At 63.8% G+C, this 19,055-nt stretch carries 16 protein-coding genes; 2 read left to right on the forward strand and 14 right to left on the reverse strand.

Features of this window, described 5'->3' with window-relative positions; all coding sequences use genetic code 11:
- Positions 1-7: 7 nt before the first annotated feature.
- The 13 genes from BLR26_RS07105 to dksA form a co-directional block, all read right to left on the reverse strand.
- On the reverse strand, positions 8-1,186 hold the full coding sequence (locus BLR26_RS07105; protein WP_093379319.1) for an acetyl-CoA C-acetyltransferase: 1,179 nt from the start codon (positions 1,184-1,186) through the stop codon (positions 8-10).
- Positions 1,187-1,298: 112 nt separating this feature from the next.
- On the reverse strand, positions 1,299-2,168 hold the full coding sequence (locus BLR26_RS07110) for an oxygenase MpaB family protein (protein ID WP_045199709.1): 870 nt from the start codon (positions 2,166-2,168) through the stop codon (positions 1,299-1,301).
- A 39-nt stretch (positions 2,169-2,207) separates the two neighbouring features.
- On the reverse strand, positions 2,208-4,142 hold the full coding sequence (gene acs / locus BLR26_RS07115) for an acetate--CoA ligase (protein WP_093379323.1): 1,935 nt from the start codon (positions 4,140-4,142) through the stop codon (positions 2,208-2,210).
- A 91-nt stretch (positions 4,143-4,233) separates the two neighbouring features.
- A complete protein-coding gene (pgi, locus tag BLR26_RS07120) occupies positions 4,234-5,898 on the reverse strand; it encodes a glucose-6-phosphate isomerase (protein ID WP_093379327.1) in 1,665 nt (554 codons plus the stop codon).
- Between the two features lie 126 nt (positions 5,899-6,024).
- Positions 6,025-6,882, reverse strand: a complete 858-nt coding sequence (panC, locus tag BLR26_RS07125; protein WP_093379332.1) for a pantoate--beta-alanine ligase — start codon at positions 6,880-6,882, stop codon at positions 6,025-6,027.
- The gene (gene panB, locus BLR26_RS07130) at positions 6,879-7,679 is read right to left on the reverse strand and encodes a 3-methyl-2-oxobutanoate hydroxymethyltransferase (RefSeq protein WP_045199705.1); all 801 of its coding nucleotides are present in this window, start codon (positions 7,677-7,679) and stop codon (positions 6,879-6,881) included. Before panB ends, panC begins: the two co-directional genes overlap by 4 nt.
- 252 nt (positions 7,680-7,931) lie before the next feature.
- Positions 7,932-8,408, reverse strand: a complete 477-nt coding sequence (gene folK / locus BLR26_RS07135; protein ID WP_093379337.1) for a 2-amino-4-hydroxy-6-hydroxymethyldihydropteridine diphosphokinase — start codon at positions 8,406-8,408, stop codon at positions 7,932-7,934.
- Between the two features lie 3 nt (positions 8,409-8,411).
- The gene (locus BLR26_RS07140; RefSeq protein ID WP_045199703.1) at positions 8,412-9,800 is read right to left on the reverse strand and encodes a polynucleotide adenylyltransferase PcnB; all 1,389 of its coding nucleotides are present in this window, start codon (positions 9,798-9,800) and stop codon (positions 8,412-8,414) included.
- Between the two features lie 706 nt (positions 9,801-10,506).
- On the reverse strand, positions 10,507-11,943 hold the full coding sequence (locus BLR26_RS07145; RefSeq protein WP_045199702.1) for a sigma-54-dependent transcriptional regulator: 1,437 nt from the start codon (positions 11,941-11,943) through the stop codon (positions 10,507-10,509).
- Positions 11,944-11,965: 22 nt separating this feature from the next.
- The gene (locus BLR26_RS07150) at positions 11,966-14,920 is read right to left on the reverse strand and encodes a sensor histidine kinase (RefSeq protein WP_176794212.1); all 2,955 of its coding nucleotides are present in this window, start codon (positions 14,918-14,920) and stop codon (positions 11,966-11,968) included.
- Positions 14,904-15,080: a hypothetical protein gene (locus BLR26_RS07155; RefSeq protein WP_003250005.1), complete on the reverse strand. Its 177-nt coding sequence runs from the start codon at positions 15,078-15,080 to the stop codon at positions 14,904-14,906. Before BLR26_RS07155 ends, BLR26_RS07150 begins: the two co-directional genes overlap by 17 nt.
- A 137-nt stretch (positions 15,081-15,217) precedes the next feature.
- The gene (gluQRS, locus tag BLR26_RS07160) at positions 15,218-16,105 is read right to left on the reverse strand and encodes a tRNA glutamyl-Q(34) synthetase GluQRS (RefSeq protein ID WP_093379345.1); all 888 of its coding nucleotides are present in this window, start codon (positions 16,103-16,105) and stop codon (positions 15,218-15,220) included.
- 61 nt (positions 16,106-16,166) lie between these two features.
- Positions 16,167-16,610: an RNA polymerase-binding protein DksA gene (gene dksA / locus BLR26_RS07165; RefSeq protein WP_045199697.1), complete on the reverse strand. Its 444-nt coding sequence runs from the start codon at positions 16,608-16,610 to the stop codon at positions 16,167-16,169.
- A 245-nt stretch (positions 16,611-16,855) separates the two neighbouring features.
- Between dksA and BLR26_RS07170 the strand changes: the two genes are divergently transcribed.
- Together BLR26_RS07170 and sfsA are read left to right on the forward strand one after the other, a co-directional pair.
- Complete coding sequence (locus tag BLR26_RS07170; RefSeq protein ID WP_045199695.1) at positions 16,856-18,028, forward strand: pyridoxal phosphate-dependent aminotransferase; 1,173 nt, start codon at positions 16,856-16,858, stop codon at positions 18,026-18,028.
- Positions 18,028-18,741, forward strand: a complete 714-nt coding sequence (gene sfsA / locus BLR26_RS07175) for a DNA/RNA nuclease SfsA (protein WP_045199693.1) — start codon at positions 18,028-18,030, stop codon at positions 18,739-18,741. The genes BLR26_RS07170 and sfsA overlap by 1 nt, the downstream gene beginning before the upstream one ends.
- On the opposite strand, the gene BLR26_RS07180 is transcribed toward sfsA, so the two are convergent.
- On the reverse strand, positions 18,731-19,048 hold the full coding sequence (locus BLR26_RS07180; RefSeq protein WP_045199691.1) for a Rieske (2Fe-2S) protein: 318 nt from the start codon (positions 19,046-19,048) through the stop codon (positions 18,731-18,733). The two genes, sfsA and BLR26_RS07180, sit on opposite strands and share 11 nt — an antisense overlap.
- Positions 19,049-19,055: the final 7 nt, after the last annotated feature.

Raw genomic sequence — 19,055 nt, forward strand, 5'->3', positions numbered from 1 at the left:
GCAGTGATCAGCGCTCGATCGCCAGGGCCACGCCCTGACCACCGCCGATGCACAGGGTCGCCAGGCCTTTGCTGACGTCACGCTTGATCATTTCGTGCAGCAAAGTTACCAGCACCCGGCAACCCGAGGCGCCAATCGGGTGCCCCAGGGCAATCGCGCCGCCATTGACGTTGACCTTGCTGGCGTCCCAGCCCAGCTCCTTGCCCACCGACAGGGCCTGGGCGGCAAAGGCTTCGTTGGCCTCGATCAGATCGAGGTCGCTCAACTGCCAGCCGGCCTTGTCCAGGCAGCGGCGGGTGGCGCTGACCGGGCCGATGCCCATGATCGCCGGATCAACCCCGGCGTTGGCGTAGGCCTTGATCCGCGCCAGGATCGGCAGGCCCAGCTGTTGCGCCTTGGCCGCACTCATCAGCAGTACCGCTGCCGCACCGTCGTTGAGCGACGAGGCGTTACCGGCTGTTACCGTGCCGTCTTTCTTGAACGCCGGCTTGAGCTTGCCCAGCGACTCGGCGGTAGTGCCGGCGCGGGGTTGCTCGTCGGTGGCGAAGGCTACCGGCTCGCCCTTGCGCTGCGGAATCAGGATCGGGGTGATTTCGTCGACGAAGCGCCGGGCTTCGATGGCTGCGGCGGCTTTCTGCTGCGAGGCGGCGGCGAAGGCGTCCTGTTCTTCCCGGCTGATGCCGTATTTTTCCACCAGGTTCTCGGCGGTGATGCCCATGTGGTAGTCGTTGAACGCATCCCACAGGCCGTCGCTGATCATGCTGTCGATCAGTGTGCTGTGGCCCATGCGTAGGCCGGTACGGGCACCCGGCATGACGTAGTTGGCCAGGCTCATGTTTTCCTGGCCGCCGGCGATGATCACCTCGGCATCGCCGCAGCGAATTGCCTGGGTCGCCAGGTGCAGGGCCTTGAGGCCCGAGCCGCAGACCTTGTTCAGGGTCATGGCCGGTACCGCGTGGGGCAGGCCGGCCTTGATCGCGGCCTGACGCGCCGGGTTCTGCCCGGCACCGGCGGTCAGTACCTGGCCGAGGATGACTTCATCGACCAGTTCGGCATCGATGCCGGTCTGGGTCAGCAACTGGCGGATCACCGCAGCGCCGAGGTCGACGGCAGGAATGTTGGCCAGCGCCCCCTGGTAGCTCCCGACAGCAGTACGGGTGGCGGCAACGATTACGACATCTTGCATGGCGCGGGTCCTCACTCTTATTGGATTTGGCGTCAGAACGGTTCAGGCCCCAGGGCCTGGATAGACCGGCATGGTGGCATAGATGAGCGGGCGAGGGCTATTGGCGTACCGCTCAGGCGATTCCCATACGTCGCCGGGCGCGATGGGCCGAGCCGTCGCGCATGGCCCAGCGCAGCACCGGAGCAGTGCTGTGGATGCCCAGGCGAATCAATCGGCGTTGCAGCGGGTTCTGGCCCAGCTCGAGCATCGCGCTGGCCCATTCCGGCAGCAGGTCGATACCGGCGCGCAGCATCAAGGCGCCGACCGGTTGCGCCAAGCGGCTGGGCGCCGGCGCGTCGAGCAGCACCTGCACCACTTCATGGCTGCGCGCGTCGCACAGCAGTTGCGGGCGCATGGCCTGCAGGTAGTCGGCAATTTGCTGGCGTGAGCGCGGCACGTTGCGTGCGCCCAGGCGCTCGGCGATCAGGGCGATCTCGGCGTAGTAGGCGTCCTGTTCGGTGACCGGCATCTGCGGGTTGCGGTAGCGCATGTGGGCGGCAAGAAAGCTGCTGACCTCGGCCACATGCACCCAGGTCAGCAGGTCCGGGTCGCTGGCGGCATAGGGCCGGCCATCGGCAGCGCTGCCGACCACCTGCAGGTGAATGGTGCGCACTTTTTCGATCAGCCAGTTGGCATCCCGGCTCGAACCAAAGGTGGTGCCGGAGATGAACTGGCTGGTGCGGCGCAAGCGGCCGAGCAGGTCCTGGCGAAAGTTGGAATGATCCCATACGCCAGCCAGCGCCAGCGGGTGCAGCAACTGCAGGAGCAGGGCACTGATGCCGCCGATCAGCATGCTCGGGAAGTCGCCGTGCACACGCCAGCTGAGGCTGTCCGGGCCGAACAGGCCGGGGTCGCCCTTGGGGTTTTCCAGGTCGAGCTGACCCAGGGACAAGCCGGTCAGGCTCATTACCTGGGTTTCGATACGGCGGCGAATCGCTTCCATGGTTACCTTGTGTTCAAGGCAGCCGATCAGCGCTGCCGCTTAAGTGTTCAGGCGTTTGTCGATCAGGCCCTGGACCACGCTCGGGTCGGCCAGGGTCGAGGTATCGCCGAGGCTGTCGAGCTCGTTGCAGGCGATCTTGCGCAGGATACGCCGCATGATCTTGCCCGAACGGGTCTTGGGCAGTGCCGGCGCCCACTGGATCAGCTCGGGTTTGGCGAAGCTGCCAATCTCTTTGCTGACCAGGGCCAGCAGCTGCTGCTTGAGGCTGTCGTCCGGGGTCACACCGTTCATGGGCGTGACAAAGGCATAGATGCCTTGGCCCTTGAGATCGTGAGGGTACCCGACAACGGCCGCTTCGGCGATGCTGTCGTGCAGTACCAGAGCGCTTTCCACCTCGGCGGTGCCGATCCGGTGCCCGGAGACGTTGATCACGTCATCGATGCGCCCGGTTATCCACAGGTCGCCGTCTGCGTCGCGGCGCGCACCGTCGCCGGTGAAGTAATAGCCCGGCAGCGGCTTGAAGTAGGTATCGATCATCCGCTGGGGATCGCCGTACACGCCGCGGATCTGCCCAGGCCAGCTGGCCTTGATCGCCAGCATGCCGCTGCCGGGGCCTTCGATCAGCTTGCCTTTTTCGTCCAGCAACACCGGTTGCACGCCGAACAGCGGCTGGGTGGCGCACCCGGGCTTGATTCGCCGGGTGCCCACCAGCGGGCTGATCATGATGCCGCCGGTTTCGGTCTGCCACCAGGTGTCGACGATCGGGCAGCGCTTTTCGCCTACGGCCTCGAAGTACCATTCCCAGGCTTCCGGGTTGATTGGCTCTCCGACGCTGCCGAGCAGGCGCAGGCTCTTGCGCGAGGTGCCCGCCAACGGGCCCTGGCCTTCGCGCATCAGCGCGCGCAGGGCGGTGGGCGCGGTGTAGAAGATATTGACCTGGTGCTTGTCGACCACCTGCCAGAAGCGCGAGGCATCGGGGTAGTTGGGCACGCCTTCGAACATCAGGGTAATTGCACCGTTGGCCAGCGGCCCGTAGACGATATAGCTGTGGCCGGTCACCCAGCCGACATCGGCGGTGCACCAGAACACCTCGCCCTCGCGGTAATCGAACACGGTCTTGAAGGTCAGCGCTGCCTGCAGCAGGTAGCCGGCGGTGGTGTGCAGTACGCCCTTGGGTTTGCCGGTGCTGCCGGAGGTATAGAGGATGAACAGCGGGTCTTCGGCGTCCATCGGCTCGGGTGGGCAGTTATCGCTGACCTGCTTGATCGCTTCGTGGTACCAGAGATCGCGGCCTTCGCTCCAGTCGATCTTGCCGCCAGTACGCTTGATCACCACCACCGTACTGACATCCGGGCAACTGAGCAGGGCCTTGTCGACGTTGTGCTTCAGCGCCACGCTCTTGCCGCCGCGCACGCCTTCATCGGCGGTGATCAGCGTGCGACAGTCGGCGTCGAGAATCCGGTCACGCAGGGCATCCGGCGAAAAGCCACCGAACACCACCGAGTGAATGGCGCCAATACGGCTGCAGGCGAGCATGGCGTAGGCCGCCTCCGGGACCATGGGCATGTAGATGCACACCCGGTCGCCTTTTTTCACCCCGCGCTGCTTGAGTACGTTGGCCAGGCGGCAGACCTGCTGGTGCAGTTCGCGGTAGGTGATGACGCTGGAGTCGGCAGGGTTGTCGCCTTCGCGAATGATCGCCGGTCGATCGCCCCGGGTGGCCAGGTGACGATCGATGCAGTTGTAGCTGACATTGAGTTGCGCGCCCTTGAACCAGGCGGCCTGGCCGGTCTTCATGTCGCTCTGCTGGACCTGGCTCCAGGGCTTGATCCAGTCCAGGGCCTTGGCCTGTTCGCACCAGAAGGTATCCGGGTCGTCGATGGACTGGCGGTACAGGCGCTGGTAGTCGGCCTGGCTCAGTTGCGCCGCTCTGCTGACGGCATCGGCTTGGGGAAAGTCGCTGATATCGAACATGGCGGGGTCCTGTTCTGACGGATTGTTTTTGTCAGGACAGTGTAGCCGCTGCCCCCGGCCGTGTTCGTTCGGCCAGGGGCAGCGCGGGCGGTCAACCGCGGTGACGGCTGCGGAAGAAGTTGATCAGGCCCTGGGTCGAGGCGTCTTCGGCAGGCTCTTCAATGCCGCCGGTCAGGCGCTGGTAGACGCCCTTGCCGAGCTCCTTGCCCAGCTCCACGCCCCACTGGTCGAAGGCGTTGATACCCCAGATGACGCTTTGCACGAATACCTTGTGCTCGTACATCGCCACCAGTGCGCCAAGACGCCGTGGGCTGATGCGCTCGACCACCAGGGTATTGCTCGGGCGGTTGCCCGGAATCACCTTGTGCGGTGCCAGCTTCTGGATCTCGGCTTCGGCCATGCCTTTGTCACGCAGCTCGGCTTCGGCTTCGCTGCGGGTCTTGCCCAGCATCAGTGCCTGGCTCTGCGACAGGCAGTTGGCGTACAGCCACTGGTGATGGTCGGCGACCGGGTTGAAGCTGACCACCGGGACGATGAAGTCGGCCGGAATCAGCTGGGTGCCCTGGTGCAGCAACTGGTGGTAGGCATGCTGGCCGTTGCAACCCACGCCGCCCCAGATGACCGGGCCGGTGTCGTGGTTGACCGGCGTGCCGTCCTGGCGGACGCTCTTGCCGTTGGATTCCATGTCCAGCTGTTGCAGGTGCTTGGTGATGTTACGCAGGTAGTGGTCGTACGGCAGGATCGCGTGGCTTTGCGCGCCCCAGAAGTTGCCGTACCACACGCCGAGCAAGGCCAGCAGCACCGGCATGTTCTGTTCGAACGGCGCGTTCTGGAAGTGCTGGTCCATGGTGTAGGCACCGGACAGCAGTTCCTTGAAGTTGGCGGTACCGATGGCCAGCGCAATCGGCAAGCCGATGGCTGACCACAGCGAGTAACGCCCGCCGACCCAGTCCCACATCGGGAAAATGTTTTCTTCACGGATGCCGAAGGCCACGGCGGCGGCCTTGTTGCTGGAAACAGCGATGAAGTGCTTGTACAGCTCGGCTTCCGAGCCACCCTGGGCCAGGTACCAGGCGCGGGCGGTCTGGGCGTTCTTCAGTGTTTCGAGGGTGTTGAACGACTTGGACGAAACGATGAACAGCGTGGTTTCGGCGCGCAGCTTGGCCGACAGCTCGTGGAACTCGCTGCCGTCGATGTTTGCCAGGTAATGGCAGCGCACGCCGCGCTGGGCGTAAGGCAGCAGGGCTTCGGAGACCAGCTCGGGGCCGAGGAACGAGCCACCGATGCCGATGTTGACCACGTCGGTGATCGGCTTCTCGCTGTAGCCGCGCCACAGGCCATCATGGATGCGGCCAACCAGCTCGGTCACCTGGTTGAGGACCTTGTGCACCTCGGGCATCACGTTGACGCCGTTGACGCTCAGCTTGTCGCCCACCGGGCGGCGCAGGGCGGTATGTAGCGCCGGGCGGCCTTCGGAGGCGTTAAGGATCTCGCCGGCGAACAGGCCCTTGATGGCCTCTTGCAGACCGACCTCGTTGGCCAGGCCCACCAGCAGCTCGCGGGTCTGGGCGTTGATCAGGTTTTTCGAGTAGTCGAGGAACAGCCCGCAGGTGCTCAGGGAGAATTCTTCGAAGCGCTTTGGCTCGGCAGTGAATGCGTCGCGCATGCTGAAGTCCTGCATGGCTTCGCGGTGTTGCTGGAGCGCCTGCCAGGCGGGCAGGGCGGTAACATCATGAGGGGTGCGGTAATACGCCATCGCTGCAGGTTTCCTTATTGCGTGAACTGCCTTGGACACTGAAAACAGCGCCCCGTTTGCAGGCTGATGCCAATTATAGGCATGCAGCCTGCGTTACAGGGAGAGGCAGCTCAGCGGGCGACCGGGTTACTTGTCGTCAAGGTTCAGGTGCAGGTTGTCGATCAGGCGGGTAGCTCCGAGGAAGGCGGCTACCAGGATCACCAGATCGCGGTCTTCAGGCGTCGCCGGGCGCAGGCTCAGGGCCTGGCGGACTTCCAGGTAGTCCGGGCGAAAGCCTGCTGCAGCCAGTTGCTGCTGGCCGTTGGCGATAAGCGCCGGGTAGTCGCGTTCGCCTTGCTCGATGGCGGCGGCCATCTGGCTCAGCAGGCGATACAGCGCTGGCGCCGTGGCGCGCTGCTCGTCGCTCAGGTAGCCGTTGCGCGACGACAGCGCCAGGCCGTCTTCGGCGCGCACGGTCGGCTCGCCGATGATCTGGATCGGCATGTTCAGGTCGCGCACCAGCGCGCGGATTACCGCCAGTTGCTGGAAGTCTTTCTGGCCAAATACCGCCAGGTCCGGCTGGACCATGTTGAACAGCTTGCTGACCACCGTCGCCACGCCTTCGAAATGGCCCGGACGGCTGGCACCACAGAGCCCGTCGGACAGCTGCGGGACGCTGACCCGGGTCTGCCCGGCCATGCCGTCGGGGTATATTTCTTCGACAGTGGGGGCGAACAGCAGGTGGCAGCCGGCCTGGAGCAGTTTCTCCTGGTCGGCGGCGAGGGTCCGCGGGTACTTGTCGAGGTCTTCGCTGGGGCCGAACTGCAGCGGGTTGACGAAGATGCTGGCGACGACGAAGTCGACCCGTTGCGCGGCCTTGGTCACCAGCGCGGCATGGCCGCTGTGCAGGTTGCCCATGGTCGGCACGAAGCCGATGCGTTTGCCCTCACTGCGCGCCCGCGCCACGGCGGCGCGCAGTTCGAGGACGGTCTTGACTGTATTCATGCACTGAACCCGTGTTCGCTGGCGGGGAAGCTGACTTCCTTGACGGCGGTTACATAAGCCTTGAGCGCACCTTGAATGTCGCTCTGGCCGGCCATGAAGTTCTTCACGAACTTCGGTACCCGGCCGGTCAGCGACAGGCCGAGCATGTCGTGCAGCACCAGGACCTGGCCGTCGGTGGCGCTACCGGCACCAATACCGATGACCGGAATGCTCACCGCCTGGGTGATTTCGGCGGCAAGTTCGGTCGGCACGCACTCGAGCAGCAACATGGCCGCGCCGGCTTGCTCCAGGGCGATGGCGTCGGCACGCATCTGCCGGGCCTGGTTTTCCTGGCGGCCCTGGACCTTGTAGCCACCGAGGATGTTCACGGTTTGCGGGGTCAGGCCCATGTGCGCGCACACCGGCACGCCACGTTCGGCCAGCAGGCGGATGGTCTCCGCCAGCCAGGCGGCGCCTTCGACCTTGACCATGTGCGCGCCGGCTTGCATCAGCGCGCCGCTGTTGGCGAATGCCTGCTCGGTGGTGGCGCAGGCCATGAACGGCAGGTCGGCAAGAATCAGCGCACCTTCGTTGCCGCGTTTGACGCAGGCAGTGTGATAGGCCATCTCGGCATTGGTTACTGGCAAGGTGCTGTCATGGCCCTGGAGGACCATGCCCAGGGAGTCACCCACCAGCAATACTTCCACGCCGGCACGGCTGGCGGCCTGGGCAAAGGTCGCGTCGTAGCAGGTCAGCATGGTTATTTTCTCACCCTTGGCCTTGAGGCTCTGCAGGGTGGTCAGGGTTACTTCTGGCATGAAAAGGAATCCTCGTTCAGGCGCTGTGAAAAACGACTGCGTACAACGCGTGTATTCATCTTCTGGAACAGCACATCATCGATCGTGGTGTTTGAATTACGACCTGTTCCAGGCCTATATACGCCTTTTTGCGACGCTCGGGGCGCCACGGGACGCCTATAGTCGTGAGCGAGGGGGCTGAAGTCAATTACCCTGTTACCGCATTGTTACTAATGCGCTGTTACGGGCGTTACCGGCTGGGGGAGCGCCCGGCTACAGGCGCTCGAGGCCGACGAACGGGCAATCTGCCAGTAATTGGGACAGGGGCCTTTGATCGGCCAGGCAGAAGTCTTCGGGTACCAGCTCGGCCAGCGGGTAGAGGACGAACGGTCGCGCCTGCATGTGGTAATGCGGCACTTTCAGGCGTGGCACATCGATGACCTGGTCGCCGTACAGCAGGATATCCAGGTCGAGGGTGCGCGGGCCCCAGCGCTCTTTGCGCTCGCGGCCCTGATCGGCCTCAATGGCCTGCAGCGCATCGAGCAGCTCAAGCGGCGCGAGGGCGGTATCCAGCGCTGCCACGGCGTTGGTGTAGCGCGGCTGCCCGGGCGATAGCGATTCGCTGCTGTAGAAAGCCGAAACCCCGGCCAGGGCGCTTTCATGCAACTGCCCCAGCGCCTCGACGGCGCTGCGCAATTGCTGCTCGGGATCGGCCAGGTTGCTGCCCAGGCCAATGAAGGCGCGGACCATCGGTTACTCGCCTGCAGCGCCGTCGGCGCGCTTGCGTTTGCTCGGGCTGCGCTTGCGTTTGCGCGGGCCGGCACCGGCGCCTTCGTCACGGCTGCCGAGCTCACGAATCATGTCGCGGCGCTCGCTGTCGTTGCAGTCCTGGTAGTCAGTCCACCATTGGCCGAGGCCATCGGTTTCTTCGCCCGCGCTTTCACGCAGCAGCAGGAAGTCGTAACCGGCGCGGAAACGCGGGTTGTCGAGCAACAGGTCGGCACGCTTGCCGCTGCGCCGTGGCAGGCGCTCCTGCATGTCCCAGATCTCGCGGATCGGCATGGTGAAGCGCTTGGGGATCGCAATGCGCTGGCATTGTTCGGCGATCAGCTCGTGGGCGGCTTCGTTCATCGCCGGGATCGGCGGCATGCCGCGGCTCTGCAGGCGCAGGGCGCGACCCGGCAGGGCTGGCCAGAGCATCGCGGCGAACAGGAAGGCCGGAGTCACCGGCTTGCCCTGCTTGACACGCAGGTCGGTGTTGATCAAAGCCTGGCTGATCAGGGTGTGGGTGTAGGTCGGGTGTTCTTCGAGCGCTTCGGCACTGGCCGGGAACAGCGGGTTGAACAACTCCAGGTCGACGAGCATTTCAAAGGTGTCGGCAGCCTGCCCGGAGAGGAACAGCTTGAGCGATTCTTCGAACAGGCGCGCCGCCGGGATCTCGCGCAGCATCGGTGCCAGTTGGCGAATCGGCTGCACGGTGTGCTTCTCGATACCGAAGTTGAGCTTGGCGGCGAAACGCACAGCACGCAGCATGCGCACCGGGTCTTCCTGGTAGCGCTGGGTCGGGTCGCCGATCAGGCGAATCAGGCGGTTGCGGATGTCGTGTACGCCGTTGGCGTAGTCGAGGATGCGCTCGCTGACCGGATCGTAATACAGGGCGTTGATGGTGAAGTCGCGGCGTTGGGCGTCTTCTTCCAGGGTGCCGTAGACGTTGTCGCGCAAAATTCGCCCACTCTCGTTACGCGACGAGGTGTGGCTGTTCTCTTCTTCGCTTTCCGGGTGGTTGGCGCGGAAGGTGGCGACTTCGATGATTTCACGGCCGAAATGGATGTGAACCAGCTTGAAACGGCGACCGATGATACGGGCGTTACGAAATTCGCCGCGGACCTGTTCAGGGGTGGCGCTGGTGGCGACGTCGAAGTCCTTGGGGGTGATGCCCAGGAGCTGGTCGCGTACGCAGCCACCGACCAGGTAGGCCTGGTAGCCAGCGTTTTGCAGGCGCTCGACGATGTTCACCGCGTGGCGGCTGAACTGGCCACGTTGCAGCGAATGTTGACCACTATTGATCACTTCGGGCGTGGTGCGGATATGGTGCTGGCCACGCACGGTAGGACGGAATGACTGGAACAGCTTCTTCAGCATGGGATGCACTGTTTGAAGGAATGTTCGGCCAAAAACGAAGAATGGCCGCATGATGGGCGGGGATTCTAGCATTTACTCGGTGGATGGTGTAGGCGGTCGCGTCGGACGACGCGCGGGCAGGCTGGGGCGGCAGAAACTACAAGGGGAGCCGAAGCTCCCCAAGAAGTAGTTGCGTGCTCTTATTGTTTTTTTGCCGGGCTTCTTGTTTTTGTTGAGTGCCCTGCCCACAAAAAAAGCTGTGGGCGGTCTCCCTAACCGGGATCAAGAGCAAACGGATTGCTTTGGTCGCTGAGGTTGCAATGATCATGCGATCCAACCAGTTCAGGCCCTGCTTGAGTGCAGTTTTTATTGTTCTCTGCCTGGTTGTGGGGCAAGCCCCAAATACAACTCCTCTCCAAAAGAATCAGTTAGCTGCGCCTCCGCCGTCTTGTTCTTATTGTGCGTGAGCCGATTCGTCTTATTTTTATTGTCTTTTGCAGTGCTTGTTATTGTTCTTGTACCAAACATATAGCAGGTGCCGTGCCAACTTTTGCAAAGCCCAGTAAAACAAGGGCTTGGAGCGGTTTTGCGGGGTTCGCGGGGCGAAAAAAAACCGGGGCTTCGTTACCGTAAGCCCCGGTTTTTGTTACGACTTCGTGCTGCGGTAACAGTTTGTCGCAAGGTGACAGTGTTACCGCCGCCCACCGTCGAAAACTGCTGAAACGCCTCAGCCTTCGCTGGTGGCCCCGCTCTTGCGCCGCGGGATACCCAGGCGCTGACGACGTTCCCACAGGCACTTGCGACTGACTCCGAGTTTGCGTGCAAGCTCGGTCTCGGTCATGTGGTCCTGGTGCTCGAGGACGAAATGCTGGAAGTAGTCCTCCAGCGACAGGTCTTCAGTCGGCTCGTGGCTGGTGTTGCTGGCATTGCTGCCGGTACCCGGCAGGCTGGCAAACGGATCGTCGTCTTCCAGATCGCTCAGTTCGATGTCGATGCCCAGCAGGTCGGCGGAAATTTCCGGGCTCTCGCAGAGGATTACCGCACGCTCCACGGCGTTTTCCAGCTCGCGCACGTTACCTGGCCAGGAGTAATGCCGGATCGCCTGCTCGGCGTCGTGGCCAAAGCGCAGGTCGTTACGCCCCACGCGCGCACTCTGGCGAGCGAGGAAGGCATTGGCGATCTCGTTGACGTCGGCGCCCCGCTCGCGCAGGGCGGGCAACTTGAGGGCGATGACGTGCAGGCGGTAGTAAAGGTCTTCGCGGAACTGGCCGACCTTGGCCAGGTTCTTAAGGTCGCGGTGGGTCGCGGCAATCAGGCGCACATCGACCTTTTGCGATTGCACCGAGCCGACCCGGCGAATCTCGCCTTCCTGCAGCACGCGCAACAGGCGGGCCTGGGCTTCGAGCGGTAGTTCGCCGATTTCGTCGAGGAACAGCGTACCGCCATCGGCGGCTTCGACCAGGCCGGCACGACCGGCGCTGGCACCGGTAAAGGCGCCTTTCTCGTGGCCGAACAGTTCCGATTCGATCAGGGTCTCGGGAATCGCCGCGCAGTTCACCGAGATCATCGGCGCCTTGGCGCGCCGCGAGAGGTTGTGCAGGGCGCGGGCCACCAGCTCTTTACCGGTACCCGACTCGCCCTGGATCAATACATTGGAATCGGTTGGCGCAACCTTGCGGATCTTGCCGTACAGGTCCTGCATCGGCGGGCAGGAACCGATGATGCCGATCTCGCCGTTGGCTGCAGTGCTGGCCGCCTTGTCGCCGGGCACCGCCTTGCCGTTGCCGCGCTCGGCCGGGGCGGCCGGCGCGTTCTGCCGGTCACGCAGGATGCGCGCCACGGCCTGGAGCATTTCGTCGTGATCGAACGGCTTGGCGATGTAGTCCACCGCGCCCATTTTCATCGAGTCGACGGCAGAGCGCAGGCTGGCGTAGCTGGTCATGATCAGCACCGGCGTGCCCTGGCCGAGCTTGATCAGTTCGGTGCCCGGTGCGCCGGGCAGGCGCAGGTCGCTGACAATCAGGTCGAAGGTCGCAATGCTGAAGCGTTCCTGGGCTTCCTGCACCGAGCCGGCCTCGCTGACCTGGTACTGGTTGCGCTCGAGCAGTCGGCGCAACGCCGAGCGGATGATGGTTTCGTCTTCGACGATCAGAATATGCGGCATTGATTCAATTCTCTCGACGGTCTCAGTTCACAGCGGACGTCGCTACGACATGGCGCGGCAGGGTCACTCGGATCCGGGTGCCGCGTTGGCTCTGGCTATCGGCCGGGCTGTCGATGGTGATTTGTCCATAATGCTCTTCCACGATGGAATAGACCAGAGCAAGCCCCAGTCCGGTGCCTTCGCCCGGGTCCTTGGTGGTGAAGAAGGGTTCGAACAGACGATCCATGATGTTTTTCGGGATGCCGCTGCCTTCGTCCTCGACGATCAGGTCGACGGTATGCTCGCTGGCTTCGCTCTTGACCCGCACGGCACTGCCGGGCGGGGAGGCGTCGCGGGCGTTGGACAGCAGGTTGATCAGCACCTGGGCCAGGCGTTGCGGGTCGCCCTCGACCCAGTGGTCCGGGTCGCACAGGTTGAAGAACTGTACTTCGAAATTGCGCCGGTTCAAGGCCAGCAGACCGATGGCGTCCTGGGCCACTTCGGCCAGGCACACCGGCTCGTCGCTGTGCTGGTGGCTGCCGGCATGGGCAAAGCTCATCAGCGACTGGACGATGCGCGAGATGCGTTTGGTCTGCTCCAGGATCTGGCTGCTCAGCTCGGTGATCTCGCCGTCCTCTTCGCGCTCTTCGCGCAGGTTCTGCGCAAGGCAGGCGATACCGGTGACCGGGTTGCCGATCTCGTGGGCCACCCCGGCAGCCAGGCGGCCGATGCTGGCCAGGCGCTCGGAGTGCACCAGCTTGTCTTCCAGGGCCTGGGTCTCGGTGAGGTCTTCAACCAGCAGCACCAGGCCGCTGTTACCCGGTGCCAGTGGCTCGTCGATGGCCGCCTTGTGCAGGTTCAGCCAGCGGGTCTGGCCATCGAGGCCCAGGCGTTGTTTGTGCAAGTGTTCGTCGGGCACGTTGATGAAGCCCAAAAGCAGGCCGCGCCAGGGGTCGGCAATGGTGGTCAGGCGCGAGCCGACCACGCGCTTGGCGGGGATGCCGGTGAGCTCTTCCATGGCCTTGTTCCACATCAGGATCTCCTGGTCCTTGGCCAGCGAGCAGACGCCCATCGGCAACTCCTGCAGGGTCTGGCGGTGGTAACGGCGCAGGGCATCGAGCTCGGCGGCAAGGCCGGTCAGGCGCGAGTGGTAGTCTTCCAGGCGGCTTTCGATGAAGTGGATGTCTTCGGTCACGTAGTTTTCGTTACCGGACTTGTAGGGCAGGAAGGTCTCGACCATGTCCTGGGCCACACTCGGGCCCATCAGCCCCGACAGGTTGGCCTCGATGCGGTCGCGCAGGCGGCGCAGGGCATACGGGCGGCGCTCGTCGAAAGGCAGGTAGAGGTCGCGCAGGGCCTGTTCCACTTCCTTCTGCGCAGCCTTGGCACCTAGCGGCTTGGCCAGTTGCGTGGCGAATTCCTGCGGCGAGGCCGCGTGCAGCTCACGGCGCTGCGGGCGGCGCACGTTATCCACCGCGCAGGCCTCGGCGGCGCTGACTTCTTCACTGCTGGCGTTGGTGAACAGCGAGATCAGGGTAAACAGCAGCACGTTGGCGGCCAGCGAGGCGATCGCAGCCATGTGCCAACTGGTGTCGTCGAGCACATAGATCATGTTCAGCAGCGGGATGTAGAAGCCTTGCAGGTTGCCCACCAGCGGCAACAGCATGGTCACCATCCACACCAGGATCCCCGCCAGCAGGCCGGCAATGAAGCCGCGGCGGTTGGCGGTCGGCCAGTACAGCACCGAGAGCACGCCCGGCAGGAACTGCAAGGTGGCGACGAAGGCGACGATGCCGAGGTTGGCCAGGTCCTGCTGGCTGCCCAGGGTCAGGTAGAAGCCGAAACCGGCGGCGATGATGGCGACGATCAGCGCCCGCCGGGTCCATTTCAGCCAGCGGTAGATGTTGCCCTCGGCCGGTGGCTGGTACAGCGGCAGCACCAGGTGGTTGAGGGCCATGCCCGAAAGCGCCAGGGTGGTGACGATGATCAGCCCGCTGGAGGCCGAGAGCCCACCGATATAGGCCAATAGCGCCAGTGCCTGGTTGTTGGCGGCGATGCCCAGGCCCAGGGTGAAGTATTCCGGGCTGGTGCTGGCGCCCATTTTCAGGCCGGCCCAGAGAATCAATGGCACCGCCAGGCTCATCAGCAGCAGGAACAGCGGCAGGCCCCAACTGGCGCTGACCAGCGAGCGCGGGTTGAGGTTTTCGGTAAAGGCCATGTGGTACATGTGCGGCATGACGATGGCCGAGGCGAAGAACACCAGCAGCAGCGTGCGCCATGGGCCTTCCTGCAAGGGGGTGTGCAGGGCGGCGAGGGCGGTCTGGTTCTGCAGCAGCCAGACTTCCAGCTCATGCGGGCCGCCAAACACGCCGTACAGCGCATACAGGCCAATGCCGCCGAGGGCCAGCAGCTTGATCACCGATTCGAAGGCAATGGCGAACACCAGGCCCTCGTGTTTCTCCCGGGTAGCGATGTGCCGCGAACCGAAGAAAATGGTGAACAGGGTGATCAATGCGCAAAAGGCAAAGGCGACCCGCGCCTTGACCGGTTCGCCGGTCAGAATGCTGATCGAGTCGGCCACCGCCTGGATCTGCAGGGCCAGCAGCGGCAGCACGCCGATCAACATGAAGATGGTGGTCAGCGCCCCGGCCCAGGTACTGCGAAAGCGGAAGGCGATCAGGTCGGCCAGCGACGACAATTGGTAAGTGCGGGTGATCTTCAGGATCGGGTACAGCAGCACCGGTGCCAGCAGAAAGGCCCCGGACACCCCCAGGTAACAGGCGAGAAAGCCGTAGCCGTATTGGTAGGCCAGGCCCACCGAGCCATAAAAGGCCCAGGCACTGGCATAGACGCCCAGCGACAGGGTGTAGGTCAGCGGGTGGCGGATGATCGAGCGCGGGATCATCCCGCGTTCGCTGACCCAGGCCACGCCGAACAGCACCAGCAGGTAGGCGGCGCTGATCAGGATCATCTGGGTCAGGCTAAAGCTCATCGGCATCACGTTGGCTCTGCAGGATAAAGGTCACGACGATCAGGATCAGCCAGAGCAGGTAAGGGCGATACCAGGCTCCGGTTGGCTCGATCCACCAGTCCATGATGGCCGGGGAGAACAGGTAGATCCCCACGACCAGAAGCAGGACCAAACGATAGATATACATGCTGGCCTCAAAGGTTAGGGCGCTGCGGCTTGGACTTATTATTGGCGCAAATGGCTGCGGCGATGGTAACGGGCTTGTGGGTTTTTGCCAAAGAATTGAATTTACTGGGCTTTCTGTGGGGCCGGGCCCCCCAGGGATCAGTGCAGATCGGCCTCGGGCACGCTCAGGCACCGGGGCAGGGCGTCGGGGTTCCAGTGCAATGCGGCATGCGCCAGCACTTCGCCCGGGGTACCGTACTCCATGCCTGCTTCGGTCTTTTGCCCCAGTGCGCGCAGTGCGCGCAGCAGCAGGGGCGTGGCCTGGTCGGCGGCCAGTGGTGGCGAGCGGTAGGACTTGCCCAGCTTGTGCCCGTCAGGCTGCACGATCAGCGGCACGTGCAGGTAACGCGGCTGCGACAGGCCCAGCAGTTCCTGCAGGTACAGCTGGCGCGGGGTGTTATCCAGCAGGTCGGCGCCGCGCACGATATCGGTCACACCCTGCCAGGCATCATCAAGCACCACCGCCAGTTGATAAGCGTACAGGCCATCGCGACGGCGAATGACAAAGTCACCCACCTCACGGCCCAGGTGCTGTTCGAAACGGCCCTGCACGCGGTCATCGAAATGGTAGGCCAGCTCCGGCACCCGCACGCGGATGGCGGCGCCTTCGCAGGCATGCGCGGCATTGCGGCACAGGCCCGGGTAAACGCCGTTGTAGCCTTCGAGTTGCTTGCGCGAGCAGGTGCAGGCGTAGGCCAGGCCCTGGCGGAACAGGCGCTCGAGCACTTCGGCATAGGCCGCGTGGCGCTGGCTTTGGTAGACCACCTCGCCGTCCCATTCCAGGCCGTAGCTTTCCAGGGTTTGCAGAATGGCGGCCTGGGCGCCGGGAGCTTCGCGGGGCGGGTCGATGTCTTCCATGCGCACCAGCCAGGTGCCGCCGACTGCCCGGGCATCCAGCCACGAGGCCAGGGCCGCGACCAGCGAACCAAAGTGCAGAAATCCACTGGGCGTGGGGGCGAAGCGTCCGATGTAGCGGGAGTCGTTCATGGCGAGCAGGTATGAAAATGAAACGGGGCGCCTGATGCGCCCCGTTCGGATGGGAGAAGGATCAGCCTTTGCCGACCGTTTTTTCTTTCTTCTCCGCGATTTCCTTGCAGTCAAAGCACAGGTCCGCGGTAGGGCGGGCTTCCAGTCGGCGAAGACCGATTTCAACGCCGCAGGCGTCGCACCAGCCGTATTCTTCGTCCTGGATCTTCTGCAGGGTTTTGTCGATTTTCTTGATCAGCTTGCGCTCGCGATCGCGGTTGCGCAGTTCAAGGGCAAATTCTTCTTCCTGGCTGGCGCGGTCGGCGGGGTCCGGGAAATTGGCCGCCTCGTCCTTCATGTGGTCCACAGTCCGGTCCACACTGGTCATCAGCTCCTGCTTCCAGGCACCCAGGAGTTTGACGAAGTGCTTGCGCATGGGATCGCCCATGTACTCTTCACCCTTGGTTACCTGATAGGGCTCGACACCGTACATGGTCTGAGTTTTTTGCTTTTCTAGGGTGGACATGAATAGACCGCCTCTCACTTTTCTAATCCATTGCGCAGGCTGCTCCATCTCCGGCGCCCGCCGGCCCTGCGACTGCGAGCCGCCGAACTTACCAGATCGAATCGGGGTGCGCTACTCCCGGTTGTCAAGGCCAGGGCAACGCTACCTGGCCTTGATGATCTTTGCAGTGGACCGCAGCTTTTGCCACACGTTCGACCCCGCGCGTGGGTAGAATCATTATTCTAGACCCTTTTGAGAGAAGGCTAATGGCCCAGCCCTACAGTGCGCGCAGCCGCGCCATCGAACCTTTCCACGTGATGGCCCTGCTGGCCCGCGCCAACGAGCTGCAAGCGAGCGGCTGCGACGTGATCCACCTGGAAATCGGCGAACCGGATTTCACCACCGCCGCGCCGATCATCGAGGCCGGCCAGGCCGCACTGGCCCAGGGGCATACCCGTTATACCGCTGCCCGCGGGCTGCCGGCGCTGCGCGAAGCGATTGCCGGGTTCTACCAGCAGCGCTACGGGCTGAGCATCGACCCGCAGCGCATCCTCATCACCCCGGGCGGTTCCGGCGCCTTGCTGCTGGCCGCCAGCCTGTTGGTCGACCCGGGCAAGCACTGGCTGCTGGCCGACCCGGGCTACCCGTGCAACCGGCATTTTTTGCGCCTGGTCGAAGGCGCCGCACAACTGGTGCCGGTCGGCCCCGAGGCCAATTACCAACTCACCGCCGACCTGGTCGAGCGCTACTGGGACCAGGACACCGTCGGCGCCCTGGTGGCGTCACCTGCCAACCCCACCGGCACGGTGCTCGATCGCGATGAGCTGGCAAGCCTCTCGGCCGCCACCCGCGCGCGTAACGGCCATTTGGTGGTGGACGAGATCTACCACGGCCTGACCTACGGCATGGATGCACCGAGCGTGCTGGAAGTCGACGACGAAGCCTTCGTCCTGAATAGTTTTTCCAAGTATTTCGGCATGACCGGCTGGCGCCTGGGCTGGCTGGTGGCGCCACCGGCTGCGGTGGCTGACCTCGAAAAGCTGGCGCAGAACCTCTACATCAGTGCCCCGAGCATGGCCCAGCATGCCGCCCTGGCGTGTTTCCAGCCTGGCACCCTGGCGATTCTCGAAGAACGTCGGGCCGAGTTCGCCCGCCGCCGCGATTTCCTCTTGCCGGCCTTGCGTGAGCTGGGCTTCAAGATAGCCGTAGAGCCACAGGGTGCCTTTTATCTGTACGCCGACATCAGCGCCTTTGGCGGCGATGCCTTTGCCTTCTGCCGGCACTTCCTCGAAACCGAGCACGTGGCCTTCACCCCGGGCCTGGACTTCGGTCGCCACCAGGCCGGGCACCATGTGCGCTTTGCCTACACCCAGAGCTTGCCGCGCCTGCAGGAGGCGGTCGAGCGGATTGCCCGCGGACTACGGAGCTGGCAAGGCTGATGCGCTTTTCTCCACCCCTTGAAACCGCACGTTTGCTGCGCCGCTACAAGCGCTTCCTGGCTGACATCGAGCTGGCCAGCGGCGAGCAAATGACCATCCATTGCCCCAATACCGGCTCGATGTTCAATTGCATGGTCGAGGGCGGCCAGGTCTGGTTCAGCCGCTCCAACGACCCTAAGCGCAAGCTGCCCGGCACCTGGGAAATCAGTGAAACCCCGCAGGGGCGCCTGGCCTGTGTCAACACCGGGCGCGCCAACGCGCTGGTGGAAGAAGCCTTGCGTGCTGGCGTCATCAGCGAACTGGCCGGGTTTACCGGGCTCAAGCGCGAAGTGGCTTACGGCGAGGAGAGCAGCCGGGTGGATTTTCGCCTGGAGTTTGCCGAAGGGCCGGCCTATGTCGAGGTCAAGAGCGTCACCCTGGGCTTTGACGACTCGGCAGTCGCCGCCTTCCCTGACGCCGTCACCCAGCGCGGTGCCAAGCACCTGCGCGAGCTGGCGACCCTGGCCCGCCAGGGTGTGCGCGCGGTGCAGCTATATTGTGTGAACCTCAGCGGGGTCGAAGCCGTACGCCCTGCCGACGAGATCGACAGCGCCTATGCCGATGCCCTGCGCGCAGCGGTGGCCGATGGCGTCGAAGTGCTTGCCTACGGCACGCGGATCGATGGCGAACAGGTTTATATCGATCGGCCTTTGCCGGTGTTGCTCAGTCGATAAGCCAGATGCCCTGGCTGTCTTCGCGACAGTTCAGGGCCGTCAATTGCTCGCCCTCGCAAGGGCCGGCCACGCATTCGCCGGACTCGATCAGAAACAGCGCGCCGTGGCGCCCGCAGGCAATCAGGCTGGCGCTGCTGTCGAGAAAGGCGTCAGGTTCCCAATTCAGGGGGATGCCACGATGAGGGCAGTGATTGCGGTACAGGTAGACTGTGCCCGCACGCCGGACCGCGAAAATCCCCAGGTCATTGACACTGAAGCCTCGGCTCTGGCCTTCGCCCAGGTGCTCGGAATGACAAAGAAAATGCATGGTGAGG

Source organism: Pseudomonas sp. UC 17F4 (assembly GCF_900101695.1).
In the GTDB taxonomy this organism is placed as follows: Bacteria; Pseudomonadota; Gammaproteobacteria; order Pseudomonadales; family Pseudomonadaceae; genus Aquipseudomonas.

Excerpts from the sequence above, each read along its gene's own strand:
- BLR26_RS07105 (WP_093379319.1), bottom strand. The coding sequence starts at position 1,186 with ATGCAAGATGTCGTAATCGTTGCCGCCACCCGTACTGCTGTCGGGAGC.
- BLR26_RS07110 (WP_045199709.1), bottom strand. The coding sequence starts at position 2,168 with ATGGAAGCGATTCGCCGCCGTATCGAAACCCAGGTAATGAGCCTGACC.
- acs (WP_093379323.1), bottom strand. The coding sequence starts at position 4,142 with ATGTTCGATATCAGCGACTTTCCCCAAGCCGATGCCGTCAGCAGAGCG.
- pgi (WP_093379327.1), bottom strand. The coding sequence starts at position 5,898 with ATGGCGTATTACCGCACCCCTCATGATGTTACCGCCCTGCCCGCCTGG.
- panC (WP_093379332.1), bottom strand. The coding sequence starts at position 6,882 with ATGAATACAGTCAAGACCGTCCTCGAACTGCGCGCCGCCGTGGCGCGG.
- panB (WP_045199705.1), bottom strand. The coding sequence starts at position 7,679 with ATGCCAGAAGTAACCCTGACCACCCTGCAGAGCCTCAAGGCCAAGGGT.
- folK (WP_093379337.1), bottom strand. The coding sequence starts at position 8,408 with ATGGTCCGCGCCTTCATTGGCCTGGGCAGCAACCTGGCCGATCCCGAG.
- BLR26_RS07140 (WP_045199703.1), bottom strand. The coding sequence starts at position 9,800 with ATGCTGAAGAAGCTGTTCCAGTCATTCCGTCCTACCGTGCGTGGCCAG.
- BLR26_RS07145 (WP_045199702.1), bottom strand. The coding sequence starts at position 11,943 with ATGCCGCATATTCTGATCGTCGAAGACGAAACCATCATCCGCTCGGCG.
- BLR26_RS07150 (WP_176794212.1), bottom strand. The coding sequence starts at position 14,920 with ATGCCGATGAGCTTTAGCCTGACCCAGATGATCCTGATCAGCGCCGCC.
- BLR26_RS07155 (WP_003250005.1), bottom strand. The coding sequence starts at position 15,080 with ATGTATATCTATCGTTTGGTCCTGCTTCTGGTCGTGGGGATCTACCTG.
- gluQRS (WP_093379345.1), bottom strand. The coding sequence starts at position 16,105 with ATGAACGACTCCCGCTACATCGGACGCTTCGCCCCCACGCCCAGTGGA.
- dksA (WP_045199697.1), bottom strand. The coding sequence starts at position 16,610 with ATGTCCACCCTAGAAAAGCAAAAAACTCAGACCATGTACGGTGTCGAG.
- BLR26_RS07170 (WP_045199695.1), top strand. The coding sequence starts at position 16,856 with ATGGCCCAGCCCTACAGTGCGCGCAGCCGCGCCATCGAACCTTTCCAC.
- sfsA (WP_045199693.1), top strand. The coding sequence starts at position 18,028 with ATGCGCTTTTCTCCACCCCTTGAAACCGCACGTTTGCTGCGCCGCTAC.
- BLR26_RS07180 (WP_045199691.1), bottom strand. The coding sequence starts at position 19,048 with ATGCATTTTCTTTGTCATTCCGAGCACCTGGGCGAAGGCCAGAGCCGA.